The sequence below is a fragment of the Nocardioides islandensis genome, assembly GCF_015352455.1.
Taxonomy (GTDB): Bacteria; Actinomycetota; Actinomycetes; order Propionibacteriales; family Nocardioidaceae; genus Nocardioides; species Nocardioides islandensis.
On the sequence record NZ_JADKPN010000003.1, the window covers coordinates 280,356 to 304,566 of the forward strand.

The following is a 24,211-nucleotide window of genomic DNA, read 5'->3' on the forward strand; positions in this document are numbered from 1 at the left end:
CCGGGTGTGATGCCGACCGTCACCCGTTGGTTCGGGCGAAGAGGTCGGCCGCCTCGTCCACGTCCTCGACCAGGTGGACGTGGTCCTCCATCGGCCGGCCCCTCGCCAGCGCCTGCAACAGGGGCCAGGCGGGCAGGTCCTCGGTCCAGTACCGGCGGCCGACCAGCACCATCGGCGCGACCGAGGACTCGTCGGCGTAGTAGTTCTCGCAACCGTCCTGGAAGACCTCCTGGACCGTGCCGCCCACACCGGGCAGGAACACGATCCCGGCGTGGCAGACCTCGAGCAGGATCGCCTCGCGCTGGGCGTTCCGCACGTACTTGGCGATCGTCGTCGCCACCACGTTGGGCGGCTCGTGCCCGTAGAACCAGGTCGGGATGCCCAGGGAGTCGGCGCCGCCCGGGAACCGATCGGTGACCGCGAAGGCCTGACGGACCCATGCGTCCACCGACGGCCGGAACGACGGCACCTGGGCGAGCAGCTCGAGGGCGCCGTCGAGGGCATGGGGGTCACCGAGCGCCGAGAGGTACCCACCCAGGTTGGCCGCCTCCATCGCACCCGGCCCGCCGCCGGTGGCGACCACGTGCCGGGCACCGAGGCTCAGGCCGAGCCGGGCCGCGTCGTGGTAGCCGGCCGACCCGCGCTCGAGGGCGTGCCCGCCCATCACGCCGACCAGCCGCCGACCCGACACCCAGGCGGTCAACGCCTCGTCGATCGCGTGGTCGTGGAGTGCCTTCGCGAGCGAGGCGTCGCGACCGTGGTCGGTCTGGGACCAGGCGTACGTGCGGGCGTCGGTGCTGTCGGCGTACGTCGGCGTGTCGTAGAGGTCCCGTGGGCGGTAGAGGAGCGTCCGGTCCACCTCCAACGGCGTGCTCGGCAGGTCGGGCACGACGATCGCGCCGCGCTCCTCGGCCAGCTCGGCCTCGCCCGGCGCGAACCGGCAGCCGAGGAACAGCGCCCCGCCCAGCCGCACCTCCCGCAGCGCCGCGGAGCGCTCACTGAGGTCCACGGCACGCACCCGCCAGCCGCGCAGCGAGGTGGCGCCCGAAGCCAGCCGCCGGTCGAAGTCGGCCAGCGTGTCCACCTGGACGGCGCGGCCCCGGCTGCGTCTCACGTCCCGACCGTAGACCGGATCCACTCAGCCGATCACCCCAGCCGGCCCCTAGTCCGAACGGGTCATTTCCGACCCGTTCGGTCGATGCCGCCCGGGGGTGTTCCGCGTCATCCTGTTGACAGTTCGCCGGTCGACGCAGCGTCTCCCTTCGCTTCGTCCCCGGGTGTGGCACAAGCGCTCCGCCCCTCGTAGTCCGGGGTGAGTGGAACGGGGGTGCGCCGCACCCGGGCGGCGGACGGGATCCAGTCGATGGGCCGAGGGAACCTCGCCGGTCTGGCCGCCCACTCCGCGGTCAGAAGGCGTGCGCCATCAGCTCGCCGAACAGCTCCTGCTCGTCCACCTCCAGACCGCGGGCCTTGAACCACCCGCAGATGTTGGTGCAGTCGCGCAGCAGGAAGTCCATGCCGTTCGGGTTGCCGACCAGGTCGACGATCTGCGGCAGGTCGATGACGACGAGGCGGTCGCCGGCGGCGAGGATGTTGTACGCCGAGAGGTCGCCGTGCACGATCCCGTCCTGCACGAGCAGCGCCAGGAAGTCGCGGACCTGGTCGAAGTACGACGCGAGCAGGTCCCGCTCCGGACGCGTCTGAGCCAGACGGGGAGCCGTCTCGCCGTCGACGGTGATCCACTCCATCAGGATCTCGACCCCGTCGATCTGCACGGGGTACGGGACCGCGGCGCCCAGCGTGTAGAGCCGCTTGAGGGCGTCCCACTCGGCGATCGCCCACTCGCCGGCCGCGACGATGCGTCCCCAGGTGCTCTTGCGCTTGAGCGCCCGCTCGTCGCGGGACCGCTTGACGCTGCGCCCCTCGGCGTACGACGCGGCGCGGTGGAAGCTGCGGTGGTTGCTGTCGCGGTAGCGCTTGGCCGCCATCACGACCGCGCTGTCGGGATCGTGCGGATCGGCACGCTCGACGAGGAAGACGTCGGCCTCCTTGCCGGTCTTGAGGATCCCGAGCTCGGTGTCGATGGCGCCCCGCGACTCCACGACCCAGGACGGTCGTGGCTCGGGACCGCGCATCAGCGGCTCGACGTCGAACCACGTGGTCCAGCGCTGGCCGTCGCCGACGTCGTCGTAGCTGCGGAAGTCGAAGGTGAAGCCGGGGTCGATCCCCTCGAGGGAACCGGACTCGGGGCCTGATCGGTAGGCGTCAGGCTCCCAGTCGAACGGCCAGTCGGCCGGTAGGTCTCGGTGCGAAGTCATCGCTGAAGGTGCTCCAGTGGTGAGAAGAGGAAGGGCTTGTCGAGGACAGGCCAGGGACGGCGATCGACATGTCACGTCTCCTCTCGGGCTGGGACACCGGCGGGTCCGGCGAGCCGCAGCGAGTGTGACAGCCCCCGGGCCCGGGGACCAAGCGATTTAGCACTAGGGTCCAGCGGTGATCTCCACCAGCCGGCTCCTCGGCGCCGCCGTCGTCCTGGCCCTCGCGGCCGGGTCCGCCCCGGCCGGCGCCGTCGAGCCGCTGCGTGCGACCGCGGTGGCCGGCGCGGACGGCATCGGTGACCCGTACTTCCCGCTCGACGGCAACGGCGGGATCGACGTGCTGCGCTACCGCGTCCACGACCGGTACCGGTTCGGCGACCGGAAGCTCAGCGGCCACACGCGGGTCACCCTGCGCACCACCCAGGACCTGTCGAGCTTCGACCTGGACTTCCTGCTGCCGGTCAGCGACGTCCGCGTCGACGGGCGGCACGCGCTGTACGACCAGTCGGGGAACGCGCACGAGCTGGTCATCACGCCCCGGCACCCGCTCGCGGCGGGCAGCACGGTCCAGGTCGTGGTGCGGTACGCCGGCTTCCCGGAGCGCTACGGCTACCTCGGCGAGAGCAACTGGCTGGCCAGCGACTCCGAGGTCGTCGCGATGAACCAGCCGCACATGGCGCCGTGGTGGTTCCCCGCGAACGACCACCCGCAGGACAAGGCGCGCATGGACATCTCCGTCACCGTGCCGAACGGCAACCGGGTCATCGCCAACGGACGCCAGGTCTCGCGGCAGCAGCACCGCACCACCACGACGTACCGCTGGCTGGCCGACGAGCCGATGGTGCCGTACCTCGCGTTCTTCGCCGCGGGCGAGTACGCCGTCGCGCAGGGCCGGCACGACGGCCTGCCGTGGCTGGTGGCGGTGTCGAAGGACCTCCCGTCGGCGTCGCTGCGTGCGTCGATGCGGACGCTCAAGCACACGCCGGCGGTCGTCTCCTGGCTGGAGAGCCAGCTGGGGGAGTACCCGTTCAGCGTGACCGGCGGCCTGGTCACCAGCCTCGGGCCGGGCTTCGCGCTGGAGAACCAGACGCGGCCGACGTACCCCGAGGTCGGAACCGGTGCCGTGCCGTTGCTCGTCCACGAGCTCGCGCACCAGTGGTTCGGCGACTCGGTGGCGATACGCCAGTGGCGCGACATCTGGCTCAACGAGGGCTTCGCGTCCTTCATGGCGATCCGGTACGCCGAGACGCACGGCGGCCAGGACGCGCAGGCCTGGCTGCGGAGCTCGTGGGACGCCGCCGGCCCCGATGACTCCTTCTGGAAGCTGCACATCGGCGACCCCGGGCCGCAGCAGATCTTCGCGCCGGCGGTCTACGACCGGGGAGCGATGACGCTCCAGGCGCTGCGGCACCGCCTCGGCGACGACGCGTTCTGGCAGGTGCTGCGCACCTGGGCTGCCGAGCGACGCGGCGGCAGCGGCAGCACGGAGGACTTCGAGGCGCTGGCCGAGCGGGTCAGCGGCCAGGACCTGAGCGGGTTCTTCGACGCGTGGCTGTTCGAGCCGACGCGACCGGCGGGCACGCCGGAGAACGGCCTCGGCTGATCGGGACCACGGGTCACGCGTCGTCGGGCGTCGGCACCCAGCGGCCGGCCCAGCCGCGCCGCAGCACCTTCTCGAGCATCCGGGCGTTGAGCCACGCGGTCAGCGCCCAGACCGCCACCCACACCAGCGAGACCGGCCAGGAGACGGCGTCCGGCCCGTGGCCCACGGCGGCGCCCACCGCCAGCGCGGCGTAGAAGCCGACCCACAGCGCGACCGGGGTGAGCGGGAGCGTCAGCACGACGAGGACGAGGTACCAGGCGCGGCCGTCGGCGAGCGTGCTCACCAGCGCCAGCAGGGCGACCGTGGCGACGTAGGTCTGCCCGGCCGACGAGAGGCGGACGACCGGCAGCGTGCCGGAGAGTCCGTCGCGCCGCTCGTCCATGGGGACATGATGACGCACGGGGAGGACCGCGACACCGACGACGCCACAGGACGCCGACGTTGGGGACGGTCAGTCGTCGGCGTCGTCGATGGTGACGATCGCCGCGCGACGCGGCGGCAGCGCGTGGCGGACCGACGTCACGACCAGCCGCACCGTCTCCGGGCCCTCGACGAGGTCGTCGGGGAGCACCTCGACGCTGACCAGCTGGCTGGTCTCGCCCGGGGCGAACACCGCGATGGGGTGCAGCGGCACGAAGTCGGCCGTGGTGGCCGACCCCGGTCGCGTCGCGAGCTCGACCACGACCCGCCGGCCGCTCGGCGCGGACAGCCGGACGTAGGTGAAGCCCAGCTGGTTGGTGATCTCCGGCTCGGGGATGGTCGCTCCCTCGACGCGCACCCGCGGCGTCGGGTCCCGGTCGTCGATGGTCGCGGTCGCCCGGTCGGAGGTCAGCACGGCGTTCTCTGCGTCGCGCAGACGCACGACGAACGACTCGTCGGCCTCGTCGAGCCCGTCCGCGACCGTGTGGACGGGCACGGTCACACGGAGGAGTCCGGAAGGGATGGTCACCACCCCGTGGATGGGGCCGTAGTCCGAGCGACCACGCGCCTCGCGGCCGCGGGTGTCGAGCAGGACGCGGACGTCGCGGTTGGCCACCCGGTCGAGGGTGATGGCCACGCGCACGGAGTCGCCCTCGTCGACGCTCTCCTGCACGTGCAGGCCGACATGGGGCAGGGGCAGGAGCGCCGCCACGAGCAACGGCAGCATCAATGGCCGCCCAGGAGCGGGGCCATCGCCCGGGCGATGGCGCTCGGCCGGCCGGTGACGCCCTCCTCGGCGTCGGCCAGCCGCATCGCGCGCAGCCCGAGGTTGGCGCCGATCCAGCGCAGGGGCTCCGGCTCCCAGGCAGGGGAGCGGTGACCGACCCAGGGGAGCCGGGTGAGCTCGGTGTCCCGGCCGAGCACCAGGTCGCGCAGGGTGCGGCCGGCCAGGTTGGTGGTGCCGACCCCGTCGCCGACGTACCCGCCCGCCCATGCGACACCGCTCTCACGGTCCAGGCCGACGGACGCGCACCAGTCGCGCGGGACCCCGAGCGCGCCGCCCCAGGCGTGCGTGAAGCGGGCCGTCGTGAGCACCGGGAACAGGTCGACCAGCGTCGCGCGCAGCATCCCGAACACCCGCTCGTCGCGGTCGAACTCCGGCCGGATGCGGGACGCGAAGTGGTACGGCGCGCCGCGGCCGCCGAAGACCAGCCGGTCGTCGGCCGTGCGCTGGCCGTAGATGATCACGTGGCGGTGGTCGGAGAACGTCTCGCGCCGGCGCAGGCCGATCCGCTCCCACGTCTCCGCGGGCAGCGGCTCGGTGGCGATGATGAGGGAGTAGACGGGCGCCAGCCGGCGGCGCTCCCCGCGCAGGCTGCGCGTGTAGCCCTCGGTGGCCCGCACCACGACGCCGGCTCGCACGTCGCCGTACGGCGTCCGGGCCCGGCCGCGATCGATGCGGGTGACCGGCGTGCCCTCGTGGATCGTCACGCCCCGTCGCTCGACGGCCTCGGCCAGGCCGGAGACCAGCCGGCCGGGGTGGATCGCGGCGCACGCCGGGGTGTACGTCGCCCCGCGGACGCGGGTGGCGGCGAGCACCGACCGTGCCTCCTGCCCGTCGAGCAGCCGGACGTCGTCCTCGTCGAGCCCCCAGCGGCGGGCGTGCGCCACCTCCGCCTTCGCGCGGGTCAGCTGCGCCTTGGTACGGGCGAGGACGACGGTGCCGCCCTTGGCCCAGTGGGCGTCGATGCCCTCGGCGGCGGCGGCCCGGCCGACCTCGTCGACGGTGGCGGTCATCGCGCGGTGCAGGCCGATGGCGCCGGACCGGTCCAGCGACTCACCGAGCCCGGCGACCTTGTCGAGGGAGGCCGGGAAGAGCGCCGAGCACCAGCCGCCGTTGCGTCCCGACGCGCCGAACCCGGCCACCTCCGACTCGAGCACCACGATGCGCAGCGTGGGGTCGGCCTCGGCCAGGTAGTACGCGGTCCAAAGGCCGGTGAAGCCGGCGCCGACCACGGCCACGTCGGCGTCGCGGTTGCCGGGCAGGGGTGGGCGCGGCGCCCAGTCGGTGGGCGCGGACTCGTGCCACAGGGACAGAGAACGACGATCCCGAGACGCGGCCCCGTCCCACGGTCGGCTCAGCGCACGCCCCAGGAGTACGTCTGCTTCTGGAGCTTGAGGTACATGAAGGTCTCGGTGGTCTCCACGTTGGGGATGGTCCGGATCTTCCCCGAGAGCAGCTCGAGGAGGTGGTCGTCGCTCTCGCACACGACCTCGACGAGGATGTCGAAGGTGCCGGCGGTGATGACGACGTAGTCGACCTCCTCGAGCTCGCCGAGCGCCTCGGCCACGCTCTCGAGCTCGCCCTTGGCGCGGATGCCGACCATGGCCTGGCGCGCGAAGCCGAGCTGCATCGGGTCGGTCACCGCGACGACCTGCATCACACCGCTCTCGGTGAGCCGCTGGACCCGTTGCCGGACCGCCGCCTCGGAGAGGCCCACGACCTTGCCGATCGCGGCGTACGAGCGCCGGCCGTCCTGCTGGAGCTGTTCGATGATCGCCTTGGAGACGTCGTCGAGCGTCGTCTGGCTGCGACGGGGCCGGCTCACGGCTGACGTTCCTCGACGGGGTGCATGGGTGTCACCTTGCCAAACCAGCTGGAAGCGGTAAAGCAGCCACGCCCACGATCGAATCCGTTGTGATCGGCTCGACTCCATGCGGATCCGCTTGTTTGACCCGGGTCGGCGTGACACGATCCGGTTCGACGGCGGGGGCCGTGTCACTACACCGTGCGACAGCAAGAGGAGTTGGCATGACAAGGCGACGCATCCACCCGTACGGCGACACCGGCGCTGAGCGCCTGGCCGCACTCGGCCTGGGGACGCGCGGCATGAGCCGCCGCTCGCTGGTGAGAGGGGCGGGTCTCTCTGCCCTGGCCCTGTCCTCGACCGGTTGGCTCACGGCATGCGGCACCTCCGGGGCCAAGGTGGAAGCGGACAAGTGTGTGAGCGACGACCTCAGCGACAAGGAGAAGTCGCTGGTGTTCTCGAACTGGATCGGCTACCTCGACCCGATCAACCGGCCCAACACCTCGACCATGGAGAAGTTCGAGAAGGAGAGCGGGATCACGGTCGACTACAAGAACGGCGACGTCAACGACAACGAGACATTCTTCGCCAAGGTCTCGCCCCAGCTCCAGGACTGCAAGTCGTGCGGGCGCGACGTCTTCGTCGTGACCGACTGGATGGCCGCCAGGATGAAGGATCTGGGCTGGCTCCAGAAGCTCGACCACGCCAACATGCCCAACGTCGACGCCAACCTGATCCCCCTGGTCAAGTCGCCCGACTACGACCCCGAGCGCGACTACAGCGTCCCGTGGCAGGCCGGGATGACGGGCATCTGCTACAACTCCGAGCTCACCGACCCCGTGAGCACCTGGAAGGAGCTGCTGACCCGGCCCGACCTCAAGGGCAAGATCGAGCTCGGCACCGAGATGCGCGACACCATGGGTCTGACCATGCTGATGATGGGCATCGACCCGGCCACCTTCACCGACGCCGAGTTCGACTCCGCCATCGCGGAGGTCCAGAAGTACGTCGACAACGGCCAGGTGCGCCGTTTCGCCGGCAACGACTACATCGACGACATGAAGTCCGGCGACATCGTCGCCTGCCAGGCCTGGAGCGGCGACGTGATCAACCTGCTCGGCGGGGATCCCTACAAGTACGTCCAGCCCGAAGAGGGCTTCATGGTCTGGGTCGACAACATGGTCGTCCCCAACAAGGCGACCCACAAGACCAACGTCGAGACGATGATGAACTTCTACTACGACCCGGTCAACGCGGCGCAATTGGCGGCGTGGAACTACTATCTCTGCCCGGTCACCGGCGCCCAGGACGAGATCGCCCAGTTCGACAAGTCGGCCGTGAACAGCCCGTACATCTTCCTCGACGACGCCACCATGGCCAGCGGGCACCAGTTCAAGTCCTTGTCGTCGGAGGACGGCCAGACGCTCCAGCGCAAGTTCAACGAGGTGATGAGTGGCTGAGACCAGCGGAGACCTTCGTTTCGAGGGGATCACCAAGAAGTTCGGCGACTTCGTCGCCGTCGACGACCTCGACCTGACGGTCCCGCAGGGCTCCTTCTTCGCCCTTCTCGGGCCTTCGGGGTGCGGGAAGACCACCAGCCTGCGCATGGCCGCGGGGCTCGAGGAGCCTACGGCTGGCCGGGTGCTGATCGGGGAGACCGACATCACCGGGTTGCGGCCCTACAAGCGGCCGGTCAACACCGTCTTCCAGTCCTATGCGCTCTTCCCGCACCTGACGATCTTCGACAACGTGGCCTTCGGCCTCCGGCGACGCGGCGTGCAGGACTTCAAGAAGAAGACCCAGGACATGCTGGAGCTCGTCCAGCTCGACGGCTACGCCGCTCGCAAGCCGACACAGCTCTCCGGTGGCCAGCAGCAACGGGTGGCGCTCGCCCGCGCTCTCGTCAACGAGCCGGGTGTCCTCCTGCTCGACGAGCCCTTGGGTGCGCTGGACCTGAAGCTGCGACGCCAGATGCAGATCGAGCTCAAGCGCATCCAGACCGACGTCGGCATCACCTTCGTGCACGTCACCCACGACCAGGAGGAGGCCATGACGATGGCCGACACCATCGCGGTGATGAACCACGGCGTCATCGAGCAGATGGGCACGCCGGCCGAGCTCTACGAGAACCCCCGGACCACCTTCGTGGCCAACTTCCTGGGCCAGTCCAACCTCATCATGGCGACCGTGACGGGGCGCTCCGGCGACAGCCTGGTGGTCGACTGCGAGGGCCAGACGATCGAGGTCGAGGCGTCGCGCTCCCACGTGGAGAGCGGCCGTGCCTGGCTCGGCGTACGACCGGAGAAGCTGACCGCCGTGCCGACGGGGCGCGAGGATCACGCGGGTGCGAACGTGCTCACCGGAGGCAAGGTCAGCGACGTGAGCTTCGTCGGCGTCAGCACCCAGTACCTCGTGGCGATGCCGTGGGGGGAGGAGCTGATGGTCTTCCAGCAGAACACCGGCCAGCACACCCCCTTGGGCCACGGCGACACGGTCGACCTCGTGTGGTCACCCGGTCACGCCTTCCTGCTCGACGCGAAGCAGGACGCCCACGCCGGCATGATGACCCCCGAGGACGACGAGTGACCAGTACCGCCGGCGTACCTCCCGTCGCGCCGGAACCGGTCGTCGACGGCGAGACCAGCCGGCGCCGCGGCTGGGGGTGGCTGCTGCTCGTGCCGGGCATGCTGTGGCTGGCGGTCTTCTTCCTCTTCCCCACCGTGCAGCTGGTCTTCACCTCGCTCTACGACCCGAGCGGCTCCTACGAGACCGGTTACGCCATGACCTGGCACTTCGGCAACTACGCCGACGCGGTGCGGGACAACTTCACCCTGTTCGTGCGCTCCTTCATGTACGCCGGGATCGCCACCGTCATCTGTCTCTCGCTGGGCTACCCGTTGGCGTACGCCATCGCGTTCAAGGCGGGTCGCTGGAAGAACTTCATGCTGGTCCTGGTGATCGCCCCGTTCTTCACCAGCTTCCTGCTGCGGACGCTGTCGTGGCGGACGATCCTCTCCGACCAAGGACCGGTGACCAGCTTCCTGCAGACCATCGCCGTGCTGCCCGACGACGGCCGGTTGCTCGCGACGCCGGTCGCCGTGATCGCCGGTCTGGTCTACAACTTCATGCCGTTCATGACGCTGCCGTTGTACGCCTCGCTCGACAAGGTCGACTACCGCCTCATCGAGGCGGCCGGTGACCTCTACTCGAGCCCGCTGACCGGCTTCCGTCGTGTCACGTTCCCGCTGTCGCTCCCCGGCGTCGTGTCGGGGACGTTGCTCACCTTCATCCCCGCGTGCGGTGACTACATCAACGCCGAGCTGCTCGGCACGCCCAAGCAGTACATGGTCGGCAACCGCATCCAGGCGGCGTTCCTCACCGAGCACAACTATCCCTTGGCGGCGAGCCTGTCGATCATCTTGATGGCGGTGGTCGTGTTGATGGTCGTGTTCTACGTCCGCCGCGCCGGCACCGAGGAGCTGGTGTGATGGCGACGTCGACGGCCGAGCGGTCGACCGCAGGACCCGGCACGCGACCCCACGCTCGTCGGTCGGTCGGTCGCTGGTTCGCCAACCGGCTCGTGCTCTTCATCGGCATCCTGGTGCTCGTCTACACCTTCGTGCCGATCGGCTACATCATCGCCTTGTCGTTCAACCAGCCCACCGGACGGTCCGCGACCGCAGAGTTCGACGCCTTCACGTGGCACAACTGGGCGTCGATCTGCGAGCCCGACGGGTTGTGCGACTCGCTCAAGCTGAGCCTCGGCGTGAGCATCACGGCGACGATCCTGGCCACGTTGCTCGGGACGCTGATGGCCTTCGCGCTCGTCCGGCACTCGTTCCGGGGACGCGGTGCGTCCAACCTCGTCATCTTCCTGCCCATGGCCACTCCCGAGGTCGTCATGGGAGCCTCGCTGCTGGCGATGTTCGTGTCGCTCGGTTTCGACAGCATCCTCGGGTTCATCACCCTCGTCATCGCGCACACGCTGTTCTGCTTGTCGTTCGTCGTGGTGACGGTGAAGGCCAGGCTGACGGGCATGGACTCGCGCCTGGAGCAAGCCGCGATGGACCTGTACGCCAACGAGTGGCAGACGTTCCGTCTGGTGACTCTTCCGCTGGCGATGCCCGGGATCGTGGCCGCCGCCCTGCTGGCGTTCTCCCTGTCGTTCGACGACTTCATCGTCTCGAACTTCACCGCCGGACAGTCGGTGACGTTCCCGCTCTACATCTACGGCAGCAAGCTCAAGGACTTCCCGCCGCAGCTCTTCGCGGTCGGCACCATCATGTTCCTCGTGTCGTTCGTCTTTGTCATCGGGGGCGAGCTCTGGCGCATGCGACGTCGCGCCCGCGCCTGACGTCGTCCATCATGTGGAGCAGGACGAGACATGCGCAGTGAAGCCATGGAACAGCTCGACGTGCTGGTCGGTGAGTGGCGGACGACGCTGAGCAACGCCTGGTTCCTGGACCCTCCCGAGCAAGAGGTGCCCGGTGCGGCGACGGTCGAGTGGCTGGGCGACGTGTTCGTCGTCTTCCGCTGGACGATACAGGGCGACGTCGGCTCGGCCACGAGCGAGATGGTGATGGTGCTCGGCCGCAGCGACCCGCAGGACGCCTACACCGCTCTCTACAAGGACGAGCGCGGGGTCTGCCGGGTGTTCGCCATGACGTTCACCGACGGCCGGTGGACGCTCGTCCGTGAGGACGCCGACATGTTCCAGCGGTTCGTCGCGGACGTGGCACCGGACCGCGTCGCCGCACGCTGGGAGGCGTCCGACGACCGGGGCGCTACCTGGCGCAAGGACTTCGACCTGGTGTTCGACCGCGCCTAGCGCTCGTTGCCCGCGGTTCGTCTGTGTCTGCTGAGCGTGCCGTTCCAGGCGAAACCGCAGACGAATCGCGTGCGCCTCACCGACCGATTCGTCAGGGGATTGCGCGCTGCGAGTACCCGGAGGATCGCTGACGAATCGCGTGGGGCGGGCGTCAGAGCAGAGTGGCGGCCTTGTCGAGGACGACGCGGAGGATCTGCTCCATCTCGTCGAAGTGCGACTGGTCGCAGATCAGCGGGGGAGAGAGCTGGATGACGGGGTCGCCACGGTCGTCGGCGCGGCAGTAGAGACCGGCGTCGTAGAGGGCCTTCGACAGGAAGCCGCGGAGCAGGCGCTCGGACTCGTCGTCGTCGAAGGTCTCCCTGGTCTCCTTGTCCTTGACCAGCTCGATGCCGTAGAAGAACCCGTCGCCGCGGACGTCGCCGACGATCGGGAGGTCCTTGAGCTGTTCGAGCGTGGCGCGGAAGGCCGGCTCCTTCTCGCGGACGCCCTCGAGGATCTTCTCGTTCTCGAAGACGTCGAGGTTGGCCATCGCGACAGCGCAGGAGACCGGGTGGCCGCCGAACGTGTAGCCGTGCATGAACGACTCGGTGCCCGTGAGGAACGGCTCCATCAGGCGGTCGGAGGCGATCATCGCGCCGAGGGGGGCGTACCCGGAGGTGATGCCCTTGGCGCAGGTGATCATGTCGGGCTGGTAGCCGTAGCGCTCCGCGCCGAACATGTGGCCCAGCCGGCCGAAGGCGCAGATGACCTCGTCGGAGACCAGCAGCACGTCGTACTCGTCGCAGATCTCGCGGACCCGCTCGAAGTACCCGGGCGGGGGCGGGAAGCAGCCGCCGGAGTTCTGCACGGGCTCGAGGAAGACGGCGGCGACGGTGTCGGCGCCCTCGTTCTCGATCGCGACCGCGATCTCGTCGGCGGCCCAGCGGCCGAAGGCCTCCCAAAGACGTGCACTGTCGCCGGCGTTGTCAGGACCAGGCTGGAACCGCTCCGGGGCGCGGTAGAAGTTGGTGTTCGGGACCCTGAACGTCGAGGGCACCAGGGGCTCGAACTGCGCCTTCATCGTGGGCAGGCCGGTGATCGAGAGCGCGCCCTGCGGGGTGCCGTGGTAGGCGATGCGGCGACTGATCACCTTGTGCTTGGTCGGCTTGCCGGTGAGCTTGAAGTAGTTCTTCGCGAGCTTCCACGCGGTCTCGACGGCCTCGCCGCCGCCGCTGGTGAAGAAGACGCGGTTGAGGTCGCCCGGGGCGTAGCCCGCGACGCGCTCGGCCAGCTCCATCGCCTTCGGGTGCGCGTAGGACCACAGCGGCATGAACGCCAGCTGGGCGGCCTGCTTGGCGGCCGCCTCGGCGAGGTCGGTCCGGCCGTGGCCGAGCTGGTTCACGAACAGACCGGCCAGCCCGTCGAGGTAGCGCTTGCCCTTGGCGTCGTACAGATAGGGACCCTCACCGCGCACGATGACGGGCATCTCGCCCTGCTCGTAGACGGAGTGACGGGAGAAGTGCAGCCACAGGTGGTCGCGGCCGGCCTGCTGGAGGCGGGCGAACTCGTCGTCGGTGTAGGGAGCGGTCGGGTCGCTCGACATGGTTATCGGTGTCCTCGTGGGGCGCGAAAGTGAATGAGACCGGAGATGACCAGTCTCGCCATCATCTTGCCGTCCCGCAGCGAACTCCGGCAAGTGAATCCGTCGCATCTCGGGTGTTTCGCTGCGAAATCCGAAGAGTGCGTGCCGTACCCGTCGGCTGGTAGACACACCCCATGACCCGGTACGGCGCCCAGTTCGGACCCGACATCACCTTCCTCGGCGTCGACCCGGTGGACCTCGACGACGCGGCCGCGCTGGCCGAGGCGGACGTCGTGGTCGTCGGGGCGCCGTTCGACGGCGGCACCTCGCACCGGCCGGGCACCCGCTTCGGCCCGATGGCCATCCGCCAGACCGACTACCTGCCCCAGGACGGCTCGCGCCCGCACCTGGCGCTGCGCGTCGACTCGCTGCAGGACGTCCGGGTCGTCGACGCCGGCGACGTCGAGATGCCGCCCGGCGAGATCGAGCGGGCGCTCGGGGCGCTGGAGCAAGCCGTGTACGCCGTCGCGTCGGCCGGCGCCGTACCCCTGGTGCTCGGCGGCGACCACTCGATCGCGCTGCCGGACGCCACCGGTGTGGCCCGGCACCTCGGGTTCGGCAAGGTGTCGATGATCCACTTCGACGCCCACGCCGACACCGGGGACATCGAGTTCGGCTCGCTGTACGGCCACGGCCAGCCGATGCGCCGGCTCATCGAGTCCGGCGCCCTGCGCGGCGACCGGTTCCTCCAGATCGGGTTGCGCGGCTACTGGCCCGGCCCGGAGACGCTCGGCTGGATGGCGGAGCAGAACATGCGCTCCTACGAGATGACCGAGATCGGCAAGCGCGGCCTCGAGGCGTGTCTCGACGAGGCCTTCGAGATCGCGCTCGACGAGTGCGACGCGGTCTTCCTGTCGGTCGACATCGACGTCTGCGACCCGGGGCACGCGCCGGGCACCGGCACCCCGGAGCCGGGTGGGCTCACGTCGCGGCAGCTCCTGGACGCGGTACGCCGCATCTGCCGCGAGCTGCCGGTCGCCGGCATCGACGTGGTCGAGGTGTCGCCGCCGTACGACCACGCCGAGATCACGGCGTACCTCGCCAACCGCGTGTGCCTCGAGGCCCTCGCGGGCCTGGCCGTCCGCAAGCACGGCATCAGCCACGACCCCGCCGGCCCGCTCCTGGAAGGGCGCTGAGTGAGGACGACCGCGTTCGTCGACGGGTCAGTGTTCGACGGTCACCGGTACCTCGGACCGCGCACCCTCGTCGTCCGCGACGGCAGGGTCACCGCCGAGACCGACGTACCGCCGGGGGCCGATGTCGTCGCCATGGCCGGCGGGCTGGTGAGTCCCGGGTTCACCGACGCGCACTGCCACCCGATCCAGGGCGGGCTGGAGCGGCTGCGCTGCGACCTGTCCGAGGAGTCGACGCGCGAGGGGTACCTCGCCGCGGTCAAGGCGTACGCCGACGCGCACCCCGACCGGGAGTGGATCCTGGGCGGAGGCTGGGCGATGCCGGCGTTCCCGGGCGGCACGCCGACGGCCGCCGACCTCGACACGGTCGTGCCGGACCGGCCGGCGTTCCTGCCGAACCGCGACCACCACGGCGCGTGGGTCAACTCGCGCGCCCTCGCGCTGGCCGGGATCGACCAGAGGACCCCGGACCCGGCCGACGGTCGCATCGAGCGCGACGCCGACGGCAACCCCACGGGCACCCTGCACGAGGGCGCGATGGCGCTGGTGTCGCGACTCGCGCCCGGCATCAGCGCGGCCGAGTACTACGGCGGGCTCATCGAGGGGCAGCGGTACCTGCACTCGGTCGGTGTCACCGCCTGGCAGGACGCGATCGTGGGCTCGTACGCCGGGATGGACGACCCCGGCGCGACGTACCGCCGGGCGGCCGAGAGCGGCGACCTCCGGTCGCACGTCGTCGGCGCGCTCTGGTGGGAGCGCGACCGCGGTCTCGACCAGGTCGCGGACCTCGTGGCCCGCCGGGAGGCGCTCAGCGGCGGCCGCTTCCAGGGTTCGGCGATCAAGATCATGCAGGACGGTGTCGCCGAGAACTTCACGGCCGCGATGCTCACGCCGTACCTCGACGCCGAGGGCCGGGAGACCACCAACCGCGGCCACTCGTTCGTCGAGGCGGGGGCGCTCCGGGAGGTGGTCGCCGCGTTGGACGAGGCCGGCTTCCAGGTGCACGTGCACGCGATCGGCGACCGCGCGACGCGGGAGGCACTCGACGCCTTCGAACGGGCGCGCCGGGAGAACCGGCACCACATCGCGCACCTGCAGGTGATCCACCCCGACGACGTCCCCCGCTTCGCCGCGCTCGGCGTGGCGGCCAACGCGCAGGCCCTGTGGGCGTACGCCGACGAGCAGATGACCGAGCTGACGCTGCCGTTCCTGGGCCCGGAGCGGGGCACGTGGCAGTACCCCTTCGGTGACCTGCACCGCGCCGGTGCGCGTCTGGTGATGGGCAGCGACTGGCCGGTCAGCAGCCCCGACCCGCTGCAGGCGATGCACGTGGCGGTCAACCGCACGGACCCGGAGCGGAGCAACGGCGAGGAAGGCGAGCCGTTCCTGCCCGAGCAGGCGCTGGAGCTGGAGACAGCGTTCGCGGCGTACACCTCCGGCTCGGCCTGGATCAACCGGCGCGACGAGCTGGACGGCGCCGGCGCGCTGGCACCCGGCGCGGCCGCCGACCTCGTCGTGCTCGACCGCGACCCGTTCGCCGGCCCGCCCTCGGAGATCGGCCGCACGCGCGTCGTGTCGAGCTGGATCGACGGCGAGGCGGTCTACTCGCGGTGATCGCTGGTCGAGGAGGGACGAAGTCCCGTCACGAGACCTCGCCACCGGTACGCCGACCCGTCACCGGGTCTCGTGACGGGCGCTGGCGCGCCCTCCTCGACCAGCGGGTGGTGGTCAGCTGACGTCCTTCGGGTCGGGCAGCTCGTCCTGGGGGTGGTTCTTGAGGTACGGGCCGACCTTGTCGTCGAGGACGGCCTTCCAGAGGATCTTGGCGGCCTGGCTGTCGATGATGTTGGAGTCGCCGACGCCCGGGATCACCTGGTAGCGGAGCAACGGCAGCGTCATGAAGCGGACGTTCTTGCTGTTGATGCCGCGCAGGCTGAGGGCCAGGTTGCGCAGGTCCTTGGTCGACCAGTCGCTGTCGACCGCGAGGTGGCCGGTGATCGCGCCGAGGACGTTGTTGAGCTTGACGGGGTTGCCGATCGTGCCGTCCGACAGGGTCTTCTGGAGGACGGCGCGCAGGAAGTTCTGCTGGCGGTCGATCCGGTCGAAGTCCCCCTCGAGCAGACCGTGCCGCATCCGGACGTACTTGAGTGCGAGCTCGCCCTGGACGTGGTGCCAGCCCTCGGTCCACTCCTGGTCCTGGGCGCTGTCGAAGACCGTCTGGGGCACGTAGACGTCGACGCCGCCGATGGCCTCGGTGAGCTGGTTGAAGCCGGCGTAGTCGATCACGGCCATGTGGTCGATGTGCACACCGCTGAGGTTCTCGATGGTGCGCCACGTCCCGAACGGGCCGTACTCCGCGAACGCCGTGTTGATCTTGTTGCGCCCGTGCTCGTCGCCCTTCTCGTCGTAGATGGGGACGTAGGAGTCGCGCGGGACGGAGACGACGTACGCCGTCTTCCGGTTGGCCGGGATGTGGACGACCATCATCGTGTCGCTGCGGTAGGCGCCGGGGTCCCACGCGCCGTCCTCGAGCAGCTGGGCGACGGTCGGCTTCTTCACCAGCCGCTGGGGGTTGTCCGCGCCCATCAGCAGGATGTTGATCGACTTGTTCGCGGCCTTCGGCGGGCGGTTCTCGTCGCCGGTGATGACCGAGGAGTCGATGCGCGGGATCGCGTTGATCTTGCCGTTGAGGTTCAGGGCGTACCACGTCGTCAGGCCGATGATCACCAGCGCCAGCGCGGTCAGCCCGGCCGCCAGCCGCCGGTGGTGGCGGCGGAACTGCCACACCGCGAGCCCGATGAGGCCGAGGATCCCGATGAGCAGCATCCACACGGCCGCGTCGATGTGGCCGTGCAGGTTCAGCCAGCCGAGCAGCACGACGTACAGCACCGCCGCGAGCGTGACGGCCACCGGCTTGGCCCAGGGTCTGCTCCACAGCTCGCGCATCGGTCTCCTCGCGGCCCTTCTTCGGGATCCGCGGTCTCGACCGGCGTCGGTGTGCGGTTCTCGTGTCGTTTGGTGCGCCGGACGGAGGTTTCCGTCGCGAGGGTCCCTACAGAATCGAGGGACGCGTCGCTAGGCTCCCACCAACACGCGCTTCCTGAGGGGATACAGCATGGCTGACCAGGCTTTCAAGAACGTCGTCAACGGCAAGCTCGTCGACAGCGTGTCGGGCGAGCGGTACGACGTCATCGACCCGACCACCGGCGAGGTCTACGCGACCGCGCCGATGTCCGGCCCGGAGGACGTCGACCAGGCGTACGCCGCCGCGGCCGAGGCCTTCGAGGGCTGGGGCGACAGCACGCCCAAGGACCGGGCGGCCGCCTTGCTCAAGATCGCCGACGCGATCGAGGCCCGGGTCGAGGAGATCAACGCCGTCGAGTCCAAGGACACCGGCAAGCCGCTGGGCCTGACGATGTCGGAGGAGATGCCCTACGCCTCCGACCACTTCCGGTTCTTCGCGGGTGCGGCCCGCGTCCTCGAGGGTCGCTCGGCGGGGGAGTACATGGAGGACCACACGTCGTATGTGCGACGTGAGCCGATCGGTGTCATCGGCCAGGTGACGCCGTGGAACTACCCGCTGATGATGATGATCTGGAAGATCGCGCCGGCGCTGGCCGCGGGCAACACGATCGTCCTCAAGCCGTCCGACACCACTCCGGCCTCGTCGACGCTGCTGGCCGAGCTGGCGCAGGAGTTCCTGCCGCCGGGCGTGCTGAACGTCGTGTGCGGCGACCGCGACACCGGCCGCGCGCTCATCGAGCACAAGACGCCGCAGATGGTGGCCATCACCGGCTCGGTACGTGCGGGCATGGAGGTCGCCAAGTCGGCGTCCGCCGACCTCAAGCGCGTGCACCTCGAGCTCGGCGGCAAGGCGCCGGTCGTCATCTTCGACGACGCCGATGTCGAGGCGGCCGCCGAGGCGATCGCGGTCGCGGGGTACTTCAACGCCGGCCAGGACTGCACCGCCGCCACCCGCGTGCTGGCCGGCCCCGGCGTCCACGACGACTTCGTCGCGGCGCTGACCGAGCAGGCCAAGAACACCAAGACGGGCATGCCCGACGACGAGGACGTCCTCTACGGTCCGGTCAACAACTCCAACCAGCTCGCGCACGTGTCCGGCATGGTCGACCGGCTGCCGGACCACGCCACGCTCAACATCGGCGGTCACCAGCAGGGTGAGGCCGGCTACTTCTACGAGCCCACGGTGCTCTCGGGCCTCAAGCAGGACGACGAGCAGATCCAGACCGAGATCTTCGGCCCGGTCATCACCGTCCAGAAGTTCTCCGACGAGGCCGAGGCGCTCGCCTGGGCCAACGGTGTCCAGTACGGCCTCGCCTCCTCGGTGTGGACCAAGGACCACGGCCGCGCGATGCGGATGTCGAAGAAGCTCGACTTCGGGTGCGTCTGGGTGAACACCCACATCCCGTTCATCTCCGAGATGCCGCACGGCGGGTTCAAGCACTCCGGCTACGGCAAGGACCTCTCGGTCTACGGGTTCGAGGACTACACCCGCCTCAAGCACGTCATGCACTTCATCGGCGAGTAGCTCCCGCTCGGAGGTCTCGACCACCGATCCATTGCTGGTCGAGCCGGGGGAGCGCCAGCGAGCCCGTGTCGAGACCTCGTGAGAGGAAAGACCACCTGACATGAAGATCCTCCTCGTCGGCGCCGGCGGCGTCGGCGCCGCGTTCGCGTCCATCGCGGCCCGCCGCGACTTCTTCGAGCAGATCGTCATCGCCGACTACGACGCGTCGCGCGCCGAGAAGGCGGCGGCGCAGGACGAGCGGTACGTCGGGGCGCAGGTCGACGCGTCGTCCCAGGAGTCCGTGGCCGCGCTGGTCCGCGAGCACGGCATCACCCACGTGATGAACGCCGTCGACCCGGTCTTCAACATGTCGATCTTCAACGGGGCCTTCGAGGCCGGCGCGGACTACCTCGACATGGCGATGTCGCTGAGCAAGCCGCACCCCGAGGCGCCGTACGAGAAGACGGGCGTGAAGCTCGGCGACGAGCAGTTCGCGGTCGCGTCGGACTGGGAGTCCGCCGGGCGGCTCGCGCTCGTCGGGATCGGCGTGGAGCCGGGGCTCTCGGACGTGTTCGCGAGGTACGCCGCCGACCACCTGTTCTCCGAGATCGACGAGCTCGGCACCCGCGACGGCGCGAACCTCACGGTCACCGACGAGGCGGGCAACGAGATCTTCGCGCCGTCGTTCTCGATGTGGACCACGATCGAGGAGTGCCTGAACCCGCCGGTGATCTGGCAGGACGGCGAGTGGCACACGACCGCGCCGTTCTCCGAGCCGGAGGTCTTCGACTTCCCCGAGGGCATCGGGCCCGTCGAGTGCGTGAACGTCGAGCACGAAGAGGTGCTCCTCATGCCGCGCTGGGTCGACTGCAAGCGGGCGACGTTCAAGTACGGCCTCGGCGACGAGTTCATCAACATCCTCAAGGTGCTCAACACCCTCGGCCTCGACCGCACCGAGAAGGTGCGCGTCAAGGGCGTCGAGGTCTCGCCGCGTGACGTGGTCGCCGCCGTGCTGCCCGACCCGGCGACGGTCGGGCCGCGGATGAAGGGCAAGACCTGCGCCGGCTTGTGGGTCACCGGGACGGGCAAGGACGGCGAGCCGCGCTCGACGTACCTCTACCACGTCGTCGACAACGAGCAGACGATGGCGGAGTACGGCCACCAGTGCGTGGTCTGGCAGACGGCCATCAACCCGGTGGTGGCGCTGGAGCTGCTGTCGCGGGGTACGTGGTCAGGCGCGGGCGTGCTGGGCCCCGAGGCCTTCGACGCCGTACCGTTCCTCGACCTGCTGACCGAGTACGGCTCGCCCTGGGGGCAGAAGGAGCTGGACTGAACCGCTGGTCGAGGAGCGACGAAGACAGCGCCAGAGCGTCTTCCTCGACCAGCGTGAACCTCGTCAGGCGTCGAGCCGCTGGGCGAGCGCGACCACGATGCCCTCGGGGCCGCGGACGTACGCCATCCGCCAGACGCCCTGGTACTCGCCGATGCCGCCCACCAGCCCGTAGCCCTTCGCGGCGAGCTCGTCGACGAGCGCGGGCAGGTCGTCGACCTCGAACGCGACGTTGCGCAGGCCGACCTCGTTGGCCATCGCCGTCTGGTTGCCGGGCACGACGTCCGGGCGGATGAACGTGCAGAGCTCGAGGGTGGTGCCGCCGTCGGGGAGCCGGAGCATCGCGACGTCCGTGCGTGAGTCCGGGATGCCGCACACCGTGTCGAGGAACGGATCCTCGAGCTCCGTGCGGCCCTCGAGCTCGAGCCCGAGCCCGAGGAAGAACTCGATCGCGGCGTCGAGGTCGGCGACGGTGATGCCGACGTGGTCGAAGCGTCGTACGCGGTTCATGGTCTCCATACTCACCGGACGGAGCCGGCGCGCGATCCTCGACATCGGCGACGCGGCAGATTTCTCGGGCGTTCCTGATTGAACAGTCATTCAAAGAATGGCAGGCTGCCCCCATGTCGCTGGACTTCGCCGCCATCAACCCGTCGGCCGCCCGCGCCGCGTCCGAAGCGGCCACGGGGGACCTGCCGAGCAGGGCGCAGTACGTCGTCGTCGGCGGTGGCGTGATCGGCACGTCGATCGCCTACCACCTGGCGCTGCTGGGCGCGCAGGACGTCGTGCTCCTGGAGCGCAAGCAGCTGACGTCCGGGACGACGTGGCACGCGGCCGGCGAGATCGTCTCCGGCGGCACGACCGAGGACGCCCTGTGGATGGCGCGGTACTCCGCCGAGCTCTACGCCCGGCTGGAGGAGGAGACCGGCCTGTCGACGGGGTTCCGCCGGTGCGGGTACCTCCAGCTCGCCACCACGGCGCGGGCGGACGAGAGCCTGCGCCGCGAGACGGCGTACATGCGCTCGGTCGGGATGACCAAGGAGGTGCTCTCTCCGAAGGAGGTCGCCGACCTGGTGCCGCTCATGCGCACCGACGACATCGTGCGCGGGTTCTGGACGCCGGACGAGGGTCGCGCCAACCCGGTGGACGTGACCATGTCGCTGGCCAAGGGTGCGCGGCAGCGCGGCGCCCGGATCTTCGAGGAGACCGAGGTCACCGGGTTCACCATCGTGGACGGTCGCGTGACCGGCGTCCGTACGCCGCGAGGCGACGTCGAGTGCGAGAAGGTCGTGCTGGCCGCCGGTCTGTGGGGTCGCGAGCTGGCCGCCAAGGCCGGCGTGACGGTGCCGCTGCAGGCCGCCGAGCACTACTACCTCCTGACCGAGCCGATCGCGGGCGTGACGCCGGAGTCGGTGCCGGTGATCGAGGACGGCGAGGCCTACGGCTACTACCGCGAGGAGGGCGGCGGCCTGCTGGTCGGCATGTTCGAGCCGGTGGCCAAGGCGTGGGCGCTGGACGGGACACCGCGGGAGAGCGCGTTCGCGGTGCTGCCGCCCGACTGGGACCGGATGGCTCCGTTCCTCGAGGTCGCCATGAAGCGGTTCCCCGCGCTCGAGGACGTCGGCATCCGCACGCTGTTCTGCGGGCCGGAGAGCTTCACCGACGACCTGTCGCCGATGCTGGGGGAGTCGCCCGAGGTCGACGGCCTGTATCTCGCGTGCGGCCTCAACTCCGTCGGCATCCTGTCCGGCGGTGGGCTCGGCCACATGATGGCGCAGTGGCTGATCGAGGAGTACCCGCCTCTCGACCTGACCGGGGTCGGTGTCGACCGCGCGCACGAGTTCCAGGCCACCCGGCTGTTCCGCCAGGAGCGCACGGTGCAGCGGCTCGGGTTCCTGCTCAACGACCTCTCCTGGCCGAACGCCCAGAACGAGCACGCCCGCGACGTCCGCCGGTCGCCGTACCACCCCCAGCACGTCGCCGACGGTGCGCACTTCGTCGCCGCCAGCGGCTGGGAGTACCCCGACTACTTCGCCGGTCCGGGCGTCACCCCAACTGTCGAGTGGGGCTTCGAGCGCGGTGAGGCGTTCGAGCGGACGCGGGCCGAGCACCTCCAGGCCCGCGACAGCCTGGCGATGTTCGACCTCTCGCTGATGTCTCACCACCTCGTGCAAGGGCCGGCGGCCTCGGCGGTGCTCAACCGGGTGTGCGCCAACGACGTCGACACCGCCGTTGGTCGGGTCGTGTACACGCAGTGGCTCGACGACCGCGGCGGGATCATCGCCGACGTCACCGTCACGCGTCTCGCCGAGGACCAGTACATGGTGATCAGCGGCGACACCATCCACCGCCGCGTGCCCGCGTGGATCCGCCGGCAGACGCGCGACGGGGAGTTCCTCACCGTCACCGACGTCACCGGCGCCTACGCGCTGCTCTCGGTGCAGGGGCCGCGGTCGCGCGAGGTGCTGCAGTCGCTCAGCCCCGACGAATGGTCGGACTCGGCGTTCCCCTACCTGACCGGGCGGAAGGTGGAGCTCGGCTACACCCCGTTGTGGGCGCTGCGCGTGACGTACGTCGGCGAGCTGGGCTGGGACCTGCTCGTGCCGACCGAGTTCGGCGCCACGTTGTACGACCAGCTGCGCGCGGCCGCCGGGCCGACGTTCCTCCCCACGGGCGTCGGCGCGCTGGAGACGATGCGCCTGGAGAAGGCCTTCCGCGACATGGGCCACGACATCGACTCCACCGACACCCCGCTCGAAGCCGGGCTCGGCTTCGCCGTCGCGTGGGACAAGCCGGGAGGGTTCGTCGGCCGCGAGGCGCTGCTCAAGCAGAAGGAGTCGGGCCCCATGACCAAGCGGCTCGTCAACGTGCTGCTCACCTCGCCCGACCACGACCTGTACGGCGACGAGCCGATCTACTGGGACGGCCAGCCTGTCGGCGTGGTGCGCAGCGGCGGCTTCGGCCACTCGCTCGGCGCCGCCTGCGGCATCGCCGACGTGACACGCGACGAGGGCTTCGGCCCCGCCGACCTGGCGAGTGGGTCGTTCGAGATCGACGTGGCAGGGACCCGGGTGCCGACGCAGGTGTCGCTCAAGCCGTTCTTCGACCCGCAGCGTTCGCGGGTGCTGGCCTGAGGCGTCTGTTCGTCGCTTCCGCTGGTCGAGGAGGGACGGAGTCCAACGCTGGTCGAGGAGGGACGGAGTCCAACGCTGGTCGAGGAGGGACGGAGTCCCGTCACGAGACCCGGCGACTCCGGCTTCGGCCTGCGGCCGCGGATGGTTGCGGTTCGTGAAGAACGACAGGGGTGGCTGGTCGCCGTAGGTGGTGGCGGTGGCCAGCTGGAGGCCGTGGCCGCTGGCAGGTCCGTGGAGGGTCGACCGCTGTGGTCACCGCCCGAGACAACCTCCCGAAAATGGTTGGCCAGTATCTCGGAATCCCGTGTGGACAAGGGGTTCTGAGGCCCGACCACTGTCGGTGGTCGATGCTTGGATTGATCCATGTCCAGCCGGTCCGAGGCCCCGATCGCGGCGATCAACGCCGCCCTCGACGACCTCGCCGGCGTGGACCCGACCTACCTCACCACCAGTGAGAAGAAGACACTCCTGACCGACCTCTCCCGGGTCATCGCCCGAGCCGAAGCCGCCCGAGTCCGTGCCCTCGCGGCCGCGGAGGACATCGCGGTCGAGACCGGCGCCCGGTCCACCGCCCACTGGCTCGCGGCCGAGACCCGCGACGGGATCGGCCAGGTCCGGCTCCGCGAGAAGCTCGCCCACCACCCCGGCACCCGGATCGTCGACGCGATGAGTAATGGAGCAGTGCAGGTCGCGCAGGCCCGGGAGATC

Annotated in this window: 20 protein-coding genes and 1 pseudogene; 12 read left to right on the plus strand and 9 right to left on the minus strand. The window is 70.1% G+C overall.

Going from position 1 to position 24,211, the window contains the following annotated elements; genetic code table 11:
- Window positions 1-19: 19 nt before the first annotated feature.
- Both ISU07_RS08770 and ISU07_RS08775 read right to left on the minus strand, forming a co-directional pair.
- Window positions 20-1,114, minus strand: a complete 1,095-nt coding sequence (locus tag ISU07_RS08770) for an LOG family protein (protein ID WP_194706384.1) — start codon at window positions 1,112-1,114, stop codon at window positions 20-22.
- A gap of 292 nt (window positions 1,115-1,406) precedes the next feature.
- Window positions 1,407-2,318 carry a serine protein kinase RIO gene (locus ISU07_RS08775; protein ID WP_194706385.1) on the minus strand — a complete coding sequence of 304 codons (912 nt, stop codon included), beginning with the start codon at window positions 2,316-2,318 and terminating at the stop codon, window positions 1,407-1,409.
- Between the two features lie 175 nt (window positions 2,319-2,493).
- Here ISU07_RS08775 and ISU07_RS08780 point away from each other — a divergent pair, with 175 nt between their 5' ends.
- On the plus strand, window positions 2,494-3,921 hold the full coding sequence (locus ISU07_RS08780) for a M1 family metallopeptidase (RefSeq protein WP_194706386.1): 1,428 nt from the start codon (window positions 2,494-2,496) through the stop codon (window positions 3,919-3,921).
- Window positions 3,922-3,934: 13 nt separating this feature from the next.
- Here ISU07_RS08780 and ISU07_RS08785 read toward each other — a convergent pair whose 3' ends face one another.
- The 4 genes from ISU07_RS08785 to ISU07_RS08800 form a co-directional block, all read right to left on the minus strand.
- Window positions 3,935-4,303 carry a hypothetical protein gene (locus ISU07_RS08785; RefSeq protein WP_194706387.1) on the minus strand — a complete coding sequence of 123 codons (369 nt, stop codon included), beginning with the start codon at window positions 4,301-4,303 and terminating at the stop codon, window positions 3,935-3,937.
- A 69-nt stretch (window positions 4,304-4,372) separates the two neighbouring features.
- Window positions 4,373-5,068 carry a Calx-beta domain-containing protein gene (locus ISU07_RS08790; protein WP_194706388.1) on the minus strand — a complete coding sequence of 232 codons (696 nt, stop codon included), beginning with the start codon at window positions 5,066-5,068 and terminating at the stop codon, window positions 4,373-4,375.
- A complete protein-coding gene (locus ISU07_RS08795) occupies window positions 5,068-6,363 on the minus strand; it encodes an NAD(P)/FAD-dependent oxidoreductase (protein ID WP_323742505.1) in 1,296 nt (431 codons plus the stop codon). Before ISU07_RS08795 ends, ISU07_RS08790 begins: the two co-directional genes overlap by 1 nt.
- 116 nt (window positions 6,364-6,479) lie before the next feature.
- On the minus strand, window positions 6,480-6,950 hold the full coding sequence (locus tag ISU07_RS08800) for an Lrp/AsnC family transcriptional regulator (RefSeq protein WP_323742506.1): 471 nt from the start codon (window positions 6,948-6,950) through the stop codon (window positions 6,480-6,482).
- A gap of 203 nt (window positions 6,951-7,153) precedes the next feature.
- Here ISU07_RS08800 and ISU07_RS08805 point away from each other — a divergent pair, with 203 nt between their 5' ends.
- From ISU07_RS08805 to ISU07_RS08825, 5 genes are read left to right on the plus strand one after another with little or no spacing between them, the layout of a single operon-like run.
- Complete coding sequence (locus tag ISU07_RS08805) at window positions 7,154-8,389, plus strand: ABC transporter substrate-binding protein (protein WP_194706390.1); 1,236 nt, start codon at window positions 7,154-7,156, stop codon at window positions 8,387-8,389.
- Window positions 8,382-9,515, plus strand: a complete 1,134-nt coding sequence (locus ISU07_RS08810; protein ID WP_194706391.1) for an ABC transporter ATP-binding protein — start codon at window positions 8,382-8,384, stop codon at window positions 9,513-9,515. Before ISU07_RS08805 ends, ISU07_RS08810 begins: the two co-directional genes overlap by 8 nt.
- A complete protein-coding gene (locus ISU07_RS08815; RefSeq protein WP_194706392.1) occupies window positions 9,512-10,417 on the plus strand; it encodes an ABC transporter permease in 906 nt (301 codons plus the stop codon). Before ISU07_RS08810 ends, ISU07_RS08815 begins: the two co-directional genes overlap by 4 nt.
- A complete protein-coding gene (locus tag ISU07_RS08820) occupies window positions 10,417-11,283 on the plus strand; it encodes an ABC transporter permease (protein ID WP_194706393.1) in 867 nt (288 codons plus the stop codon). The genes ISU07_RS08815 and ISU07_RS08820 overlap by 1 nt, the downstream gene beginning before the upstream one ends.
- Window positions 11,284-11,313: 30 nt before the next feature.
- Complete coding sequence (locus ISU07_RS08825) at window positions 11,314-11,757, plus strand: DUF1579 family protein (protein WP_194706394.1); 444 nt, start codon at window positions 11,314-11,316, stop codon at window positions 11,755-11,757.
- A 151-nt stretch (window positions 11,758-11,908) separates the two neighbouring features.
- On the opposite strand, the gene ISU07_RS08830 is transcribed toward ISU07_RS08825, so the two are convergent.
- On the minus strand, window positions 11,909-13,339 hold the full coding sequence (locus ISU07_RS08830; RefSeq protein ID WP_194706395.1) for an aspartate aminotransferase family protein: 1,431 nt from the start codon (window positions 13,337-13,339) through the stop codon (window positions 11,909-11,911).
- Window positions 13,340-13,512: 173 nt separating this feature from the next.
- On the opposite strand from ISU07_RS08830, the gene speB reads away from it, so the two are divergent.
- Both speB and ISU07_RS08840 read left to right on the plus strand, forming a co-directional pair.
- Window positions 13,513-14,514, plus strand: coding sequence for an agmatinase (gene speB / locus ISU07_RS08835; RefSeq protein ID WP_194706396.1), 1,002 nt, complete (start codon window positions 13,513-13,515; stop codon window positions 14,512-14,514).
- Window positions 14,515-16,125, plus strand: coding sequence for an amidohydrolase (locus ISU07_RS08840; protein WP_323742507.1), 1,611 nt, complete (start codon window positions 14,515-14,517; stop codon window positions 16,123-16,125). It begins immediately after the preceding gene.
- Between the two features lie 114 nt (window positions 16,126-16,239).
- Here the strand turns inward: ISU07_RS08840 and ISU07_RS08845 are convergent, their stop codons facing one another.
- A complete protein-coding gene (locus ISU07_RS08845) occupies window positions 16,240-17,457 on the minus strand; it encodes an LCP family protein (RefSeq protein WP_194706397.1) in 1,218 nt (405 codons plus the stop codon).
- A 169-nt stretch (window positions 17,458-17,626) separates the two neighbouring features.
- On the opposite strand from ISU07_RS08845, the gene ISU07_RS08850 reads away from it, so the two are divergent.
- Complete coding sequence (locus ISU07_RS08850; protein ID WP_194706398.1) at window positions 17,627-19,060, plus strand: gamma-aminobutyraldehyde dehydrogenase; 1,434 nt, start codon at window positions 17,627-17,629, stop codon at window positions 19,058-19,060.
- Window positions 19,061-19,160: 100 nt separating this feature from the next.
- Window positions 19,161-20,372 (plus strand): saccharopine dehydrogenase family protein, encoded by a 1,212-nt coding sequence (locus ISU07_RS08855; protein ID WP_194706399.1) that lies wholly within the window; start codon window positions 19,161-19,163, stop codon window positions 20,370-20,372.
- Window positions 20,373-20,435: 63 nt separating this feature from the next.
- Here ISU07_RS08855 and ISU07_RS08860 read toward each other — a convergent pair whose 3' ends face one another.
- Entirely contained in the window at window positions 20,436-20,879 is a 444-nt protein-coding gene (locus ISU07_RS08860) for a VOC family protein (RefSeq protein ID WP_194706400.1), read from the minus strand.
- A gap of 113 nt (window positions 20,880-20,992) precedes the next feature.
- Between ISU07_RS08860 and ISU07_RS08865 the strand changes: the two genes are divergently transcribed.
- Together ISU07_RS08865 and ISU07_RS08870 are read left to right on the plus strand one after the other, a co-directional pair.
- Window positions 20,993-23,503, plus strand: a complete 2,511-nt coding sequence (locus ISU07_RS08865; RefSeq protein ID WP_194706401.1) for an FAD-dependent oxidoreductase — start codon at window positions 20,993-20,995, stop codon at window positions 23,501-23,503.
- A gap of 363 nt (window positions 23,504-23,866) precedes the next feature.
- Window positions 23,867-24,211 (plus strand): annotated as a pseudogene (locus ISU07_RS08870) (hypothetical protein); the annotation flags it as partial.